Here is a 14252-nt window from a genome sequence, read left to right on the forward strand (position 1 = left end):
GGCTTAGATTTCGAGGTTGTCGATCAGGCGCGTCGTCCCGAGCTTGGCCGCGGCCAGCACCACCAGCGGGGTGTGCTGGGCGAGGTCGCCGGTCGAGGGCGGCTGCAGGTCGTTCTGCTTGCGGATCGACACGTAGTCGGGCTGCCAGCCGCGCGCGCGCAGGCGCTCCATCGCCGTGCGCTCGAGCACGAACACATCATCATGGCCGGCGCGCATTTCCTCGGCCACCCAGCTCAGGGTCTGGTACAGGGCCGGCGCTTCGGCGCGCTCGGTCGGCGACAGGTACATATTGCGCGAGGACAGGGCCAGGCCGTCCTCGGCGCGCCAGGTTTCGGCCGCCACGATCTCGGTCGGCAGGGCGAACTGCTTGGCCATATTCCGGATGATCATCAGCTGCTGGTAGTCCTTCTTGCCGAACACGGCCACGCGCGGCTGCACGCAGGAAAACAGCTTGAGCACGACGGTCGTCACGCCGGTGAAGAAGCCGGGGCGGAACTCGCCCTCGAGCGCATTGCCCAGGCCGGCCGGCGGCTGCACGCGGTATTCCTGCGGCTCCGGATACATGTCCTTTTCGGTCGGCGCAAACAGCACATACACGCCTTCCTTTTCCAGCTTCTCGACGTCGGCGTGGAAGGTGCGCGGGTATTTGTCGAAGTCCTCGTTCGGACCGAACTGCAGGCGGTTGACGAAGATCGAGGCGACCACCGGGTCGCCGTGCTTGCGCGCCAGGCGCATCAGCGACAGATGGCCTTCGTGCAGATTGCCCATGGTCGGCACAAAGGCCGTGCGCAACTGGCCCGACAGCTGGTCGCGCAGTTCTTCAATGGTCGAGATGATTTTCATGGCTTCTTTCTTCAGGCCGGGGAATAGGCGAGGCGCACATAGATGGGCGCGAACGGTTCGGCCTGGGTAATTTCAATCAGGGTTTCCTTGGCCAGCTCGAGCATGGCGACGAAGTGCACGACCACCACCGGCACGCTGGCGCCGAGTGCAAACAGTTCCGAAAACTCGACGAAGCGGGCCGACTGCAGCTGGCGCAGAATCGCCGACATGTGCTCGCGCACCGACAATTCCTGGCGGCTGATGCGGTGGTGCTGGGTCAGCTTGGCGCGCTTGAGCACATCGAGCCAGGCGCGCTGCAGGTCCTGCAGATCGCACTCGGGCCAGCGCGGCGTCAGGCTCTGTTCGATATGCAGCTCGGGACTGAAGAAGTCGCGCCCGACCTGGGGCAGCACCCCGAGTTCATAGGCGGCCAGCTTGATCTGCTCGTACTCGAGCAGGCGGCGCACCAGTTCGGCGCGCGGGTCGCCGGCCTCGTCTTCCAGGGTCTGGCTTTTCTGCGGCAGCAGCATGCGCGACTTGATCTCGATGAGCATGGCCGCCATCAGCAGGTATTCGGCGGCCAGTTCGAGATTGCGTGCGCGGATCTGCTCGACATACTGCAGATACTGCAGCGTGACCTGGGCCATCGGAATGTCCAGGATGTTGAAGTTCTGCTTGCGGATCAGGTAGAGCAGCAGGTCGAGCGGGCCCTCGAAGGCATCGAGGAAGATTTCGAGCGCGTCCGGCGGAATGTAGAGGTCGGTCGGCAGCTGCAGCAGGGGCTCGCCGTACAGGCGGGCCACGGCGGCATCGGCCGCGGCCTGGGCCGGGTCGGGCGACGCCGCAGCGGCCGGGGCCAGATCTTCCGCCATGGACGCGATCAGCGCAGCTTGTTCTGGTAGACGTAGGGCTGCTGCTTGACCGTGGATTCGCGCACGCGCGCCTGTTCCGCCAGCGTCTGCGGGGCTTTATCCCACAGCAGGGCACGGCCTTCGCGCTGCTTTTCTTCCAGGTCCGGACGCTGGGCTTTCAGTTGCTTGATGAACTGGTCGTGGTCCGACACGTACATGCTGAATTGTTTCGTGAGTTTCATGACTTGGGTGGAAAAAAAGGATCCGAACGTCTATTTTACCGCGCCGGGCGGGGGCGGCCTAGTGTTGCAATGCAGAAAACCACATCAGAGCCCGTCGCCCACGCTCTTGCGGTAGGCCGGGGCGCGGCGCGCGCGGCTGGCCTGCTCGAAGGCATAGGCGTAGCGCAGCAGCTGGGCGTCGGCAAAGGCGCGGCCGACAAAGGACAGGCCGATCGGCAGCCCGCCCAGATAGGCGGCCGGCACCGTGATATGCGGATAGCCGGCCACGGCGGCCGGGCCGCTGAAGCCGCCCGTGCTCTGGTCGCCGTTGATGGGGTCGATCAGCCAGGCCGGGCCGCCACTGGGCGCGACCAGGGCGTCGAGCTTGTTTTCATCGAGCACCTTGTCGATGCCCTCGGCGCCCGCATAGCGGCGGTTATTGGCCAGGGCGTCGCGGTAGACCTGGCTGTCGAGCCCGCCTTTTTCCTGGGCGCGGATCAGCAGCTCCTGGTCGAAATAGGGCATTTCCTTGTCCTTGTGCGCCTCGTTGAAGGCGATCAGCTCGGCCAGATTGCGCACCGGCGCGCCCTGGCCGAATTCGGCCAGGTAGGCGTTCAGGTCGGCCTTCAGCTCGGTCAGCAGGACTTCGAGTTCGCTGGCGCCGTATTTGTCGGCATTCGGCAGGTCGACCTCGACCACGGTGGCGCCCTGGGCCTTGAGGATGGCGACGGCGGCGTCGATCTGCTCCCACACGCGGCGGTTGCTGACGCGCGCGTTTTTCACATAGCCGAGGCGGGCGCCGCGCAGGCCCTGCGGGTCGAGGGCGCGCAGGTAGTCGCCGATCTGGCGCGCGCCGTCGACGGTGATGGCGTCGCGCGTATCCGGCCCGGCCAGCACCGACAGCAGCAGGGCGGCGTCGGCCACATTGCGCGTCATCGGCCCGGCCGTGTCCTGCGAGTGGGCGATCGGCACGATGCCGTCGCGGCTGACCAGGCCGAGCGTGGGCTTGAAGCCGACCAGGCCGCAGCGCGAAGCGGGCGAGACGATCGAGCCATCGGTTTCGGTGCCGACCCCGAGCGCGGCCAGGCTGGCCGCGATGGCCGCGCCGGTGCCGGCGCTGGAGCCGCTGGTGTTGCGGTCGAGCGCATACGGATTGCGCGTCTGGCCGCCGCGCGCGCTCCAGCCCGAGGTCGAGCGGCTCGAGCGGATATTCGCCCACTCGGACAGATTGGTCTTGCCGAGGATGACGGCGCCGGCCGCGCGCAGGCGCTGCACGATGTGGGCGTCGCGCGGGGCGCGCGCGCCGAGCAGGGCGAGCGAGCCGGCCGTGGTCTGCATCTTGTCCTGGGTGGCGATATTGTCCTTGATGAGGACCGGCAGGCCGTGCAGGGGGCCGCGCGGGCCCTTGAGCTTGCGTTCGCGGTCGAGTTCAGCGGCAATCGCCAGCGCATCGGGATTGATTTCGATAACGCTATTGATCTTCGGGCCGGCCTGGTCGATGCGGCGGATGCGTTCGAGATACTGGCGCGTCAGGCTCAGCGAAGACTGCTTGCCGCTGGCCAGCAGGGCCTGCAGTTCGGTGGCGGAACGTTCGGCGATGTCAAAGCCCTTGGCCTGGGCGGGCAGGGCGGAGAGGGCGACGGCGGCACTGGTCAGAAAGCTTCTGCGGTCGAGGGACATGGTGGTCTCAATGGCGGAGCAAACGCCGCATCACCGAAGGCGGCGGTTCGCTGGGGTTGGCGTGGGAATACTCAAGTTCTTCGGCCAGCTCGAAACCATAGGCCGCGTACAGGTCCAGCAGGCGCGGCTGGTCGGCGCGCACGGCCAGGCGCAGTTCGGCCACGCCGCTGGCCTGGGCCGCGTGGATCACGGCTTCGAGCAGGTGTTGGGACAGATTGTGGCCGCGGTAGGCCGGGAGCACCCCCATGCGCAGGATTTCCCAGACGGCGGCATTGGCGTCGAGCGGCAGCCAGCGCACCGAGGCGGCCGGCGCGCCATCGGCCTCGAGCACGAAAGCCCCGCCGGCGCGCAGGTCCTGCAGCACGCGGGCCGGGCTTTCCTGATGGCCGGAAGAGCTCGGCGCGACCTTGCCCGCCCAGCTGGCGCGGGTCAGATCGGCTAATAGCGGGGCATCGTCGTCGCTGGCCTGGCGTACCACGAGGTCCATGCGCGGCCTTTAGCGGATGCGCATGCCCGGTTCGGCGCCGGGCCAGGGCTGCAGCACGTAGACGCCCGGATTGGCTTGTTCATCGGCGGCCGAGGCGGCCAGCACCATGCCTTCCGAAACGCCGAACTTCATCTTGCGCGGGGCCAGATTGGCCACCAGCACGGTCAGCTTGCCAACCAGATCTTCCGGCTTGTAGTGCTCCTTGATGCCCGAGAAGACATTGCGCAGGCGGCCTTCGCCCGCGTCCAGGGTCAGGCGCAGCAGCTTGGTCGAGCCTTCGACCAGCTCAGCGTTGACGATCTTGGCGATGCGCAGGTCGACCTTCATCAGGTCGTCGATCTTGATTTCCTCGGCGATCGGCTCGATGCTGCTGGCGGCGGCCTCGGCCGGCGCGGCAGCTGCCGTGTCGGGCGCGGCCGGCTTGTCGAACAGGTTCTCGACCATCGTGGCGTCGACGCGCGTCATCAGGTGGCTGTAGGCGCCGATCGTGCGGCCCAGCATCGGTTCCCAGGCCTGGCCATTGGCCACCTGCAGCTGGGCCCAGTCGTAGGCGCCGTCGCCGAGGAAGGCCTGGACTTTGGCGGCCACGGCCGGCAGCACCGGCGACAGCAGGATCGAAATCTGGCGGAACAGGATCAGGGCCGTCGTGCAGACCTCGTGCAGCTCGGCCGTCTTCTCGGCGTCCTTGGCCAGCACCCAGGGCTTGTTCTCGTCGACGTACTGGTTGGTGATGTCGGTAATTTCCATCACTTCGCGCAGGGCCTTGCCGAATTCACGCGCCTCGAAATGGGCGGCGATGCTGGCCTGGCGTTCGCTGCCGTCGTCTTTCAGCAGGGCCTTGCGGATCCAGCCGATGGCCGTGTCCGACAGTCCGCTGGCCAGCTTGCCCTCGAATTTCTTGTTGATGAAGCCGGCGCAGCGCGAGGCGATATTCACGTACTTGCCGACCAGGTCGGAGTTGACGCGCGAAATGAAATCTTCGCCCGTGAAGTCCAGGTCCTCGACCTTGGCATTGAGTTTGAAGGCCAGGTAGTAGCGCAGCCATTCCGGGTTCATGCCCAGTTCCAGGTAGCGCAGCGGCGAGATGCCGGTGCCGCGCGACTTTGACATCTTTTCGTTGTTGACCGTCAGGTGGCCGTGCACGGCGACTTTGAGCTTGTCGATGATCGGATGGCCCGAGAACTTCAGCATCGTCGGCCAGAACAGCAGGTGGAAGGAGACGATGTCCTTGCCGATGAAGTGGATCTGCTCGGTATCCGGATCGCGCAGCAGGGCCTCGTAGTCGAGGCCTTTCTTGCCGCAGTAATTCTTCAGGCTGGCCAGATAGCCGACCGGCGCGTCGAGCCAGACGTAGAAGAATTTGTTGGGCGCATCCGGAATCGGGATGCCGAAATAGGGCGCGTCGCGCGAGATGTCCCAGTCGGCCAGCTTTTCGCCGTGTTCGCCGAGCCACTCGCTGACTTTGTTGACCATCTCGGGCTGCAGGCGGCCCGGCGTGTTCAGCCAGTCCTTGAGGAAGCCGTGGCAGCGCGGGTCCGACAGCGCGAAGAAATATTGTTCCGACGGTTTCAGCACCGGGGCCGAGCCGGTGAACACCGAGTACGGGTTCTTCAGCTCGGTCGGTTCATAGGCAGCGCCGCAGACTTCGCAGTTGTCGCCGTACTGGTCCTTGGCGCCGCACTTCGGGCATTCGCCCTTGATATTGCGGTCGGCCAGGAACATGCCCTTGACCGGGTCGAAGAAGCGGTCGACCGTGCGCGTGACGATCAGGCCGGCGTCGCGCAGCTTGCGGTAGATGGACTGCGACAGTTCGACGTTCTCGGGCGAATCGGTCGAGTGCCAGTTATCGAAGGCGATGTGGAAACCGTTCAGGTACTTGGGGCGGCCGGCGGCGATCTTGGCGACGAATTCCTGCGGCGTGATGCCTTCCTTTTCGGCCGCGATCATGATCGGCGTGCCGTGGGTGTCGTCGGCGCCGACGAAGTGGACCTCGCGCGGACCGTTGCCATCGTTCTGCATGCGCTGGAAGCGGACCCAGATGTCGGCCTGGATGTATTCCATCATGTGGCCAATATGGAAGGCGGCATTCGCGTAGGGCAGGGCGGTGGTAACGAACAGCTTGCGGGTCATGGTTTGTGTTGGTGGAAAGTGAATCAACGAAAAATGCATTTTACGCTAAACTGGCGGTCCCCTCACGGAGAATGGCATGAGCATTACTGTTGAAGACGCAAAAACCGCACTGTCGCACATCATCGATCCCAACACGGGCAAAGATTTCATCAGCAGCAAATGCGTGAAGCAGGCCAAGGTCGACGGCCAGGCCATTTCGGTCGAGATCGAAGTCGGCTATCCGGCCAAGAGCCAGGTCGCCGCCCTGCAGCAGCTGGTGCAGGACAAGCTGGCGGCCCTGCCGGGCGCTGGCAGCGTGCAGGTGCAGGTCGGCTGGAAGGTCGTCTCGCACACGGTGCAGCGCGGCCTCAAGCTGATGCCGAATGTGAAAAACATCATCGCCGTGGCCTCGGGCAAGGGCGGGGTCGGCAAGTCGACCACGGCCGTGAACCTGGCCCTGGCCCTGGCGGCCGAAGGCGCCAGCGTGGGCGTGCTCGACGCCGACATCTACGGCCCCTCGCAGCCGATGATGCTGGGCATCAGCGGCCAGCCGGAAAGCAAGGACGGCAAGACCATGGAGCCGCTCGAGAACCACGGCATCCAGGTGTCCTCGATCGGCTTCATGATCGATCCGGACGAACCGATGGTCTGGCGCGGCCCGATGGTCACCCAGGCCCTGACCCAGCTGCTCGAGCAGACCAACTGGCGCAACCTCGATTATCTGGTCGTCGACATGCCGCCGGGCACCGGCGACATTCAGCTGACGCTGTCGCAGAAGGTGCCCGTCACCGGCGCCGTCATCGTCACCACGCCGCAGGACATCGCCCTGCTGGACGCGCGCAAGGGCCTGCGCATGTTTGAAAAAGTCGGCATCCCGATCCTGGGCGTGGTCGAAAACATGAGCACCCATATCTGCTCGAACTGCGGCCATGTGGAACCGATCTTCGGCGCCGGCGGCGGCGAAAAGATGTGCGGCGACTTCCATGTCGACTTCCTCGGTAAGCTGCCGCTGCAGCTGTCGATCCGCGAGCAGACCGATTCCGGCAAGCCGAGCGTCGTGGCCGAGCCCGATGGCGCCGTGGCCGCCATCTACCGCGACATCGCGCGCAAGGTGGCCGTCAAGATTGCGGAAAAAGCCAAGGACATGAGCAGCAAGTTCCCCAGCATCGTCATCAAGAACGACTAGGCGCGCTGCCTTGGCGGCCCGGGGCGCGGGCGCGGTACAATAGCGGCTTTTCCATTCGAAGCACAGCCATGACCGTTCGTACCCGATTCGCTCCGAGCCCGACGGGCTTCCTCCACCTGGGCGGCGCCCGCACCGCCCTGTATTCCTGGGCCTTTGCGCGCCACCACGGCGGCACCTTCATCCTGCGTATCGAGGACACGGACCTGGAGCGCTCGACGCCGGAGGCCGTGCAGGCCATCATCGACGGCATGCAGTGGCTCGGTCTGCAGCATGACGAAGGCCCGTTCTACCAGATGCAGCGCATGGACCGCTATCGCGAAGTCGTGCAGCAGATGCTGGCGGCCGGCACGGCCTACTACTGCTACTCCTCGCCCGACGAAGTGGAAGCCATGCGCGAGCGCTTCCGCGCGGCCGGCGAAAAGCCGCGCTACGACGGCACCTGGCGTCCGGAGCCGGGCAAGACCCTGCCGCCGGTACCGGCCGATCGCAAGCCCGTGGTGCGCTTCAAGAATCCCCTCGACGGCGAGGTCAGCTGGAACGATCTGGTCAAAGGCCCGATCACGATCTCGAACAAGGAACTCGACGACCTCGTGATCGCCCGTCCGGATGGCACGCCGACCTATAACTTCTGCGTGGCCGTGGACGATTGGGACATGCGCATCACCCATGTGCTGCGCGGCGACGACCACGTCAACAATACCCCGCGCCAGATCAATATTCTGCGCGCCATCGGCGCCACCCTGCCCGAATACGGCCATCTGCCGATGATCCTCGGCGCCGACGGCGAAAAGCTGTCCAAGCGCCACGGCGCCGTCAGCGTGATGGAATACCCGGCCCAGGGCTTCCTGCCCGAAGCCATGCTCAACTACCTGGCGCGCCTGGGCTGGAGCCACGGCGACGACGAGATCTTCTCGATGGAGCAGTTCTGCGCCTGGTTCGACCTCAGCAATATGTCGCGCTCGGCCGCCCAGTTCAATAACGAGAAGCTGGCCTGGCTGAACAACCACTACATCAAGCAGGCCGACAATGCGCGCCTGGCCGAGCTGGCCCGTCCGCAGATGCTGGCCCAGGGCGCCGTGTTCGAGAACGCGCCCGAGCTGGCCGCCGTGCTGGGTCTGATGAAGGAGCGCGTCCAGACCATCAATGAGCTGGCCGATGCGGCCATGCTGTTCTACCGCACGCCGCAGGCGCCGGCCGAGCTGCTGGCCCAGCATCTGACCGTGGCCGTGAAGCCGGCCCTGGCCGCCTTTGCCGAGCGCTGCGCAAGTGTCGAGTGGAGCAAGGAAGCCCTGAGCGCTGCGCTCAAGGAAGTGCTGGCCGCACACGGTCTGAAGATGCCGCAGCTGGCCATGCCGCTGCGTCTGCTGCTGACGGGTCAGCTGCAGACGCCGGCCATCGACGCCGTGCTGGTGCTGTTCGGACGCGCCACTGTGCTGGCCCGTATGCAGGCCGGTCTGTGAGCAGGGCAGGGGGCGTGAAAAAGTTTCGCAAAACACTTTGCATTCTGCCCTAGCCCCGCTATAATTCTGCTTCTTCGCGCAAACGGGGGTATAGCTCAGCTGGGAGAGCGCTTGCATGGCATGCAAGAGGTCAGCGGTTCGATCCCGCTTACCTCCACCAGTTTAGCGAAGAAATGTTGTCGTCCGGGTCCCCATCGTCTAGAGGCCTAGGACATCACCCTTTCACGGTGAGTACCGGGGTTCGAATCCCCGTGGGGACGCCAAACAACGGCACGACAACGCAGGCCTGGATGCCGCCAACATCCAAACAGGGCAAAGATTTTGTCCCCATCGTCTAGAGGCCTAGGACATCACCCTTTCACGGTGAGTACCGGGGTTCGAATCCCCGTGGGGACGCCAGTATCTGGGGGTATAGCTCAGCTGGGAGAGCGCTTGCATGGCATGCAAGAGGTCAGCGGTTCGATCCCGCTTACCTCCACCAGAGTAGTAAGGTCATAGACTGTCCCCATCGTCTAGAGGCCTAGGACATCACCCTTTCACGGTGAGTACCGGGGTTCGAATCCCCGTGGGGACGCCAGCATATTTGGGGGTATAGCTCAGCTGGGAGAGCGCTTGCATGGCATGCAAGAGGTCAGCGGTTCGATCCCGCTTACCTCCACCAAGTCGGAAACCGGAGCAGACCACCGCGAACGCGCGGAAAGGTGCTCCGGTTTTTGTTTTGGCGTCTACCAGAAGCCGGGCGCCAGCCCGAAGGACAGGGCCATCGGCAGCATGCCAGCCGCCTGCCCGGCCATGGGCTGCAGGCCGACCGCGGCCAGCGTGTCCGGCAGGCCGAGGCCGGTGCGCGTCGGATCGCCGACATTGATCGGCCGCGCACTGAGCTTGATGATCTGGAACAGCCGCTCGACCCGCTCCGCGCTGCGCGCCTTGTAGGGCCCCTGAAAATCCGGATGGTGGGCCAGCACCAGGGCCGCCAGGCCAGTGACGTGGGGCGCCGCCATCGAGGTGCCGTCCCAGACCGCAAAATTATTCGACGGTACCGAGGAGACGATGGCCACGCCAGGCGCGCACACGCCGATCTGCGGGCCATAGCAGCTGAATTTGGCGGCGAAGAAGCCGTTGACGTCGACGAAAGGCGTCAGGGTTTCGGTGTGGTAGCTATCGGCCGGGAATTCATTGAGCTTGCCGATGGCCGACACCGCCAGCACATTCGGCGACGAGGCCGGATACTGCACGGGCCCGCCTGAATTGCCGGCCGCGACGATGCAGGCCACACCGGCGCGGCGCGCACGCACGATCTGCTGTTCCAGCGCCTCCGACACATCGGCCCCGCCCAGGCTCAGATTGACGACATCGATCTGCTGGTCGATGCAGTATTCGAGCGCGTCGATCAGCTGGCTGATCTGCCCGCCCGGGAAGAGCTTGCAGGCATGGATTTCGGCGTCGGGCGCGAAGCCGCGGATGCCGAACGCGGCATCGCTGCCGGCGATGATGCCGGCGCAGTGGGAACCGTGGCCGAGGCTGTCTTCGGTCCAGCCCTGGGGATTGGTTTTTTTGTTGATGATGTCAAAGCCCGCATGGATGCTTTTCAGGTCCAGGTGGGTGGTGGCCGCGCCGGAATCGATGATGGCCACGCGCACGCCCTGGCCGCGGTAGTTCTGCGGCAGCTGGTCGAGGCGCATGGCCTTCTGGCCCCAGCCGTAGCAGGCCTGGCCCGGGAAATTGGGCAGGGCCGGCCAGTTGGCGATCGGGCGCAGGGTGACCACATTCATGTCGTCGGGGCTGAGGTCGGGCGATCGCTGGTAGTAGCTCCAGTAATCGCAGCGCGGCTTGATGTAGAGCGCGCTGATCGAGCCGGCCGTTTCGCCGAACAGCGAGAGTGTGGCCTGGCCGTTGGCATCGGTGCTGGCCGTGGCCGGCAGCATCGCGCCAAACACATACACGTCGGCGTTCGGCACCGGGCTGCCATCGGGCGCCAGCACCGAGATGGCGACATTGAACATCGGCCCGCTGGTCGGCACCACCGGGGTGACCAGGGCCGGCTGGAATTGGCGGCTGTCGTGCAGCACCAGGTGTTGGTCGCGCTCGACGACGAGACGGCCCTGGGCCTGCTGGTGCAGGATGCCGGCCTTCTGCTCGGTCATGCGTGCGACCAGCACGCCGGGCGCGGCATTGCTGCTGGTGCTCATCGTGTCGAGCACCTGGCGCGGGCCGACGCTGTCGACGATGTCGATGTCGGGACTATTGCGCAGCGCCTGCTCGATGGCGGCATAGGCGAGCGGCTGGATATTCATTGCCTGCAGCGCCGGCCCGGGCTGGCGCGCGGCGATCAGGAATTGCGATTTGCGTTGAGAGACGGGACGCGCAGTGGTGGCCATGGCTGGCTCTCCTATTGGAACATGGACAGCGGCCGGTCCGGCTCCAGAATCAGGCGGCCGTCCTGCTTCAGTTGTTCGCCCAGGGCGGCAGCGCTGGTGCTGCTCATTTCCAGCACCAGGGTATGCGGGTCGTCGCTGGGGCCGATGCGGTCGATGACGCGCACGGTCGGGTCGAGCCGGGGAATCAGCTCATGCAGGGCGCGGTTGTCGCCGCGGCTGCGCACCAGATAGCGGGCGCGCGTGGGGGGAATCGGATCGGACATGCTGCCTCCTGGGTGGGAAAAACCGCCGCACCGCGGTGCGGCGGCCGCGGTGCTTAATGCATGGTCTGCGGCAGGTAGCCGCCCTGGCCCTGCTGCCATTGCTGCTGCTGGGCGTAGGCGGCCAGCATCGGATCGACCGAGAACGGCAGCATGCCGCCCAGCTGGCTGGCGATGCCGCCCACCGTATTGCCGATCTGACGGTGGCCGAACAGGCCGCCGATGGCGCCGCCGAGCGGCTGCGCGACCGAGCCGATCAGGTTGCCGAAGAAGCCCTGCGGGGCTAGCTGGCCCTGTTGCCCGGCCAGTGCCTGCGCCAGCTGCGCCTGTTGTTGTTGCTGCGCATACGCAGCCTGCAGCGGATCGACCGAGAACGGCAGCATGCCGCCCAGCTGGCCGGCAATGCCGCCGATGGTGCTGCCCAGCTGGCGGTGGCCGAGCATGCCGCCGACCGTGCTGGCGATCGGCTGGGCCACCTGGCCGAGCAGATTGCCGAACCAGCCCTGCGGCGCCATCTGCCCGCCTTGCTGGCCGAGGCCGGCCTGCTGCTGCATCTGCTGCTGGAGTTGCTGCTGCTGTTGCAGATGCTGCTGCAATTGCTGCTGCTGGATCCATTGCTGAAGCTGCTGCTGAAGCTGTTGTTGTTGCTGCTGCTGTTGCTGTTGCTGAAGTTGCTGCACCTGCTGGGCGTAGGCGAGGCTGGCCGGATCATTCGAGAACGGCAGCAGGCCGCCGCCGATACCGCCAGCCATCTGGCCGATTTGATGGCCGAGCTGCTGGTTGCCGAACACACTGCCGATGCCGCGGCCGATCAGACCGCCCAGCGGTGCGCCGATGAGACCACCGAAGAAACCTTGTGGTTGCAGGGAGTTGCCATAAGCTTGGGAAAAGTCTTGCATGTCGTGCTCCATTGTTGGTGTTGTGCAGGGAAGCGCGTGTGGCACAGCGCCAGACGCGTAGCTTGGAGTAGACGTATGGGGCGAAGTTCGGCGACACCTGCATATTTTTCATCGGCTATGATCATGGGTATGAAAGCCCGTTTCTCCCTCGATCTGTTCTGCCGCGTGGTCGACAATTACGGCGACATCGGCGTCTGCTGGCGCCTGGCGCGCCAGCTCGTGCGCGAGCATCAGCTCGCCGTCACGCTGTGGGTCGATGATCTGGCCAGTTTCCAGCGCCTGTGCGCGCAGGTCGATCCGGCCGCAGCCTGCCAGCAGATCGAAGGCGTCGCCGTGCGCCACTGGAACGGGGCGGCGTTTGCCGCCTACGTGTGCCCGGACGTCGTGATCGAAGCCTTTGCCTGCGACCTGCCCGAGGCCGTGCTGGCGGCCATGCTGGCCGCGCCGCGCCCGCCGCTGTGGCTGAACCTCGAATACCTGAGCGCCGAAGCCTGGGTCGAGGACTGTCATGCGCTGCCCTCGCTGCACCCCTCGGGCAAGCTGCGCAAGTATTTTTTCTTCCCCGGCTTTAGCGCCCGCACCGGCGGCCTGCTGTGCGAACGCAGCCTGAGTGCGCGCCGCAACGCGTTTCAGAACGATGGCGCGGCCCGCGCCGACTTCCTCGCCGGTCTCGGCATCCGGCCGGCGCCGGGCGCGCATCTGGCCACACTGTTCTGCTACCCGAGCGCACCCGTGGGCGCCATGCTGCGGCGGCTCGACGCCAGCGCCACACCCTGGCATCTGGTCGTGCCCGAGGGCGTGGCCACGGCCGCGCTGGCGGACTTCGCGCCGCAGCGCCTCGCCATCAGCGTGCTGCCCTTTGTGGCCCAGCACGAGTACGACCGCCTGCTGTGGGCGGCCGATTTCAATTTCGTGCGCGGCGAGGATTCGTTTGTGCGCGCCCAATGGGCCGCGCGGCCCTTCGTCTGGCAGATCTATCCGCAGGAAGAGGGCGTGCATCTGGTGAAGCTGGCCGCCTTCCTCGCGCGCTATGGCGGCGGGTCCGATCTCGTGGCCGCCAGCGCCTTCTGGAATGGCGATGGCGGCGATGCCGATGCGCTCGGGCGCTGCATGCACGCGCCCGAATTGCAGCAACACGCGAAAGATTGGGCCGAAAGCCTGGCAAAAAATGGGGATTTGGCCAGCAATTTAGTCGAATTCATCGGGAAAATGGGTTAGAATAGTGGGCTTAGCGTCCGCCAGGACCAGCCATTCACTCTCATTACCCCGCACATTCGCTATGAAAACCGCACAAGAACTCCGCGTCGGCAACGTCGTCATGATCGGCTCCGAGCCGATGGTTGTCGTGAAGTCTGAATTCAGCAAATCGGGCCGTAACGCCTCGGTCTGCAAAATGAAACTGAAGTCGCTGCTCAACGAAACGCGTCTGGAATCGGTCTACAAGTCGGATGAAAAATTCGACGTGGTGACCCTGGAGCGCAAGGAAGTGACCTTCTCCTATTTCGCCGATCCGCTCTACGTGTTCATGGACGCCGACTACAACCAGTACGACGTGGAAGCCGAGAACATGGAAGACGCCATCAACTTCCTGGAAGATGGCATGCCCTGCGAATGCGTGTTCTACAACGACAAGGCCATCTCGGTCGAACTGCCGACCACCGTCGTGCGCGAAATCACCTACACCGAGCCGGCCGTCAAGGGCGACACCTCGGGCAAGGTGCTGAAACCGGCCAAGATCGCCACCGGCTTTGAAGTCCAGGTGCCGCTGTTCGTCGAAACCGGCGACAAGATCGAAATCGACACCCGCACCGGCGAATACCGCAGCCGCGCCAAGTAAGCCCGCGCCGCACCCCGAAAAAGCACGCTACGGCGTGCTTTTTTTTCGCCCAGAAAAAATGG

Annotated in this window: 13 protein-coding genes and 6 tRNA genes; 10 read left to right on the forward strand and 9 right to left on the reverse strand. The window is 65.2% G+C overall.

From position 1 onward, the window contains the following. Positions 1-3 precede the first annotated feature (3 nt). The 6 genes from panC to metG form a co-directional block, all read right to left on the reverse strand. The gene (panC, locus tag LZ005_RS03080; RefSeq protein ID WP_237804563.1) at positions 4-843 is read right to left on the reverse strand and encodes a pantoate--beta-alanine ligase; all 840 of its coding nucleotides are present in this window, start codon (positions 841-843) and stop codon (positions 4-6) included. A gap of 11 nt (positions 844-854) precedes the next feature. After that, positions 855-1694 (reverse strand): ScpA family protein, encoded by an 840-nt coding sequence (locus LZ005_RS03085; RefSeq protein WP_237804565.1) that lies wholly within the window; start codon positions 1692-1694, stop codon positions 855-857. An 8-nt stretch (positions 1695-1702) separates the two neighbouring features. Next, entirely contained in the window at positions 1703-1915 is a 213-nt protein-coding gene (locus tag LZ005_RS03090) for a DUF3460 family protein (RefSeq protein WP_237804567.1), read from the reverse strand. Positions 1916-1999: 84 nt separating this feature from the next. Continuing rightward, positions 2000-3574, reverse strand: coding sequence for an amidase (locus LZ005_RS03095; protein ID WP_237804569.1), 1575 nt, complete (start codon positions 3572-3574; stop codon positions 2000-2002). 7 nt (positions 3575-3581) lie between these two features. After that, on the reverse strand, positions 3582-4061 hold the full coding sequence (locus LZ005_RS03100; protein ID WP_237804571.1) for a GNAT family N-acetyltransferase: 480 nt from the start codon (positions 4059-4061) through the stop codon (positions 3582-3584). Positions 4062-4070: 9 nt separating this feature from the next. Further along, on the reverse strand, positions 4071-6191 hold the full coding sequence (metG, locus tag LZ005_RS03105) for a methionine--tRNA ligase (protein WP_237804573.1): 2121 nt from the start codon (positions 6189-6191) through the stop codon (positions 4071-4073). Positions 6192-6267: 76 nt separating this feature from the next. On the opposite strand from metG, the gene apbC reads away from it, so the two are divergent. From apbC to LZ005_RS03145, 8 genes are all read left to right on the forward strand, one after another. Beyond that, complete coding sequence (gene apbC / locus LZ005_RS03110; RefSeq protein WP_237804575.1) at positions 6268-7356, forward strand: iron-sulfur cluster carrier protein ApbC; 1089 nt, start codon at positions 6268-6270, stop codon at positions 7354-7356. A 68-nt stretch (positions 7357-7424) separates the two neighbouring features. Then, positions 7425-8816 carry a glutamate--tRNA ligase gene (gene gltX, locus LZ005_RS03115; RefSeq protein ID WP_237804577.1) on the forward strand — a complete coding sequence of 464 codons (1392 nt, stop codon included), beginning with the start codon at positions 7425-7427 and terminating at the stop codon, positions 8814-8816. Positions 8817-8900: 84 nt separating this feature from the next. After that, a tRNA-Ala gene (locus tag LZ005_RS03120) sits at positions 8901-8976 on the forward strand. Positions 8977-9003: 27 nt separating this feature from the next. Next, positions 9004-9079, forward strand: a tRNA-Glu gene (locus LZ005_RS03125). A 60-nt stretch (positions 9080-9139) separates the two neighbouring features. After that, a tRNA-Glu gene (locus tag LZ005_RS03130) sits at positions 9140-9215 on the forward strand. A gap of 6 nt (positions 9216-9221) precedes the next feature. Further along, positions 9222-9297: transfer RNA gene (locus LZ005_RS03135), tRNA-Ala, on the forward strand. Between the two features lie 20 nt (positions 9298-9317). Further along, positions 9318-9393: transfer RNA gene (locus tag LZ005_RS03140), tRNA-Glu, on the forward strand. An 8-nt stretch (positions 9394-9401) separates the two neighbouring features. Next, positions 9402-9477, forward strand: a tRNA-Ala gene (locus LZ005_RS03145). Positions 9478-9541: 64 nt separating this feature from the next. Here LZ005_RS03145 and LZ005_RS03150 read toward each other — a convergent pair. From LZ005_RS03150 to LZ005_RS03160, 3 genes are read right to left on the reverse strand one after another with little or no spacing between them, the layout of a single operon-like run. Continuing rightward, positions 9542-11194, reverse strand: a complete 1653-nt coding sequence (locus LZ005_RS03150; protein WP_237804579.1) for a S8 family serine peptidase — start codon at positions 11192-11194, stop codon at positions 9542-9544. An 11-nt stretch (positions 11195-11205) separates the two neighbouring features. Further along, positions 11206-11457: a hypothetical protein gene (locus tag LZ005_RS03155; RefSeq protein ID WP_237804581.1), complete on the reverse strand. Its 252-nt coding sequence runs from the start codon at positions 11455-11457 to the stop codon at positions 11206-11208. 53 nt (positions 11458-11510) lie between these two features. Further along, the gene (locus tag LZ005_RS03160) at positions 11511-12353 is read right to left on the reverse strand and encodes a hypothetical protein (protein ID WP_237804583.1); all 843 of its coding nucleotides are present in this window, start codon (positions 12351-12353) and stop codon (positions 11511-11513) included. A 129-nt stretch (positions 12354-12482) separates the two neighbouring features. Between LZ005_RS03160 and earP the strand changes: the two genes are divergently transcribed. Both earP and efp read left to right on the forward strand, forming a co-directional pair. After that, positions 12483-13571: an elongation factor P maturation arginine rhamnosyltransferase EarP gene (gene earP, locus LZ005_RS03165; protein ID WP_237804585.1), complete on the forward strand. Its 1089-nt coding sequence runs from the start codon at positions 12483-12485 to the stop codon at positions 13569-13571. A 61-nt stretch (positions 13572-13632) separates the two neighbouring features. After that, positions 13633-14190, forward strand: coding sequence for an elongation factor P (efp, locus tag LZ005_RS03170; RefSeq protein ID WP_237804587.1), 558 nt, complete (start codon positions 13633-13635; stop codon positions 14188-14190). Positions 14191-14252 lie beyond the last annotated feature (62 nt).

It is taken from the genome of Massilia sp. TS11 (assembly GCF_022012445.1).
In the GTDB taxonomy this organism is placed as follows: Bacteria; Pseudomonadota; Gammaproteobacteria; order Burkholderiales; family Burkholderiaceae_D; genus Telluria.

Excerpts from the sequence above, each read along its gene's own strand:
- LZ005_RS03100 (WP_237804571.1), bottom strand. The coding sequence starts at position 4,061 with ATGGACCTCGTGGTACGCCAGGCCAGCGACGACGATGCCCCGCTATTA.
- LZ005_RS03090 (WP_237804567.1), bottom strand. The coding sequence starts at position 1,915 with ATGAAACTCACGAAACAATTCAGCATGTACGTGTCGGACCACGACCAG.
- gltX (WP_237804577.1), top strand. The coding sequence starts at position 7,425 with ATGACCGTTCGTACCCGATTCGCTCCGAGCCCGACGGGCTTCCTCCAC.
- LZ005_RS03085 (WP_237804565.1), bottom strand. The coding sequence starts at position 1,694 with ATGGCGGAAGATCTGGCCCCGGCCGCTGCGGCGTCGCCCGACCCGGCC.
- metG (WP_237804573.1), bottom strand. The coding sequence starts at position 6,191 with ATGACCCGCAAGCTGTTCGTTACCACCGCCCTGCCCTACGCGAATGCC.
- efp (WP_237804587.1), top strand. The coding sequence starts at position 13,633 with ATGAAAACCGCACAAGAACTCCGCGTCGGCAACGTCGTCATGATCGGC.
- LZ005_RS03150 (WP_237804579.1), bottom strand. The coding sequence starts at position 11,194 with ATGGCCACCACTGCGCGTCCCGTCTCTCAACGCAAATCGCAATTCCTG.
- LZ005_RS03160 (WP_237804583.1), bottom strand. The coding sequence starts at position 12,353 with ATGCAAGACTTTTCCCAAGCTTATGGCAACTCCCTGCAACCACAAGGT.
- LZ005_RS03095 (WP_237804569.1), bottom strand. The coding sequence starts at position 3,574 with ATGTCCCTCGACCGCAGAAGCTTTCTGACCAGTGCCGCCGTCGCCCTC.
- earP (WP_237804585.1), top strand. The coding sequence starts at position 12,483 with ATGAAAGCCCGTTTCTCCCTCGATCTGTTCTGCCGCGTGGTCGACAAT.
- apbC (WP_237804575.1), top strand. The coding sequence starts at position 6,268 with ATGAGCATTACTGTTGAAGACGCAAAAACCGCACTGTCGCACATCATC.
- LZ005_RS03155 (WP_237804581.1), bottom strand. The coding sequence starts at position 11,457 with ATGTCCGATCCGATTCCCCCCACGCGCGCCCGCTATCTGGTGCGCAGC.
- panC (WP_237804563.1), bottom strand. The coding sequence starts at position 843 with ATGAAAATCATCTCGACCATTGAAGAACTGCGCGACCAGCTGTCGGGC.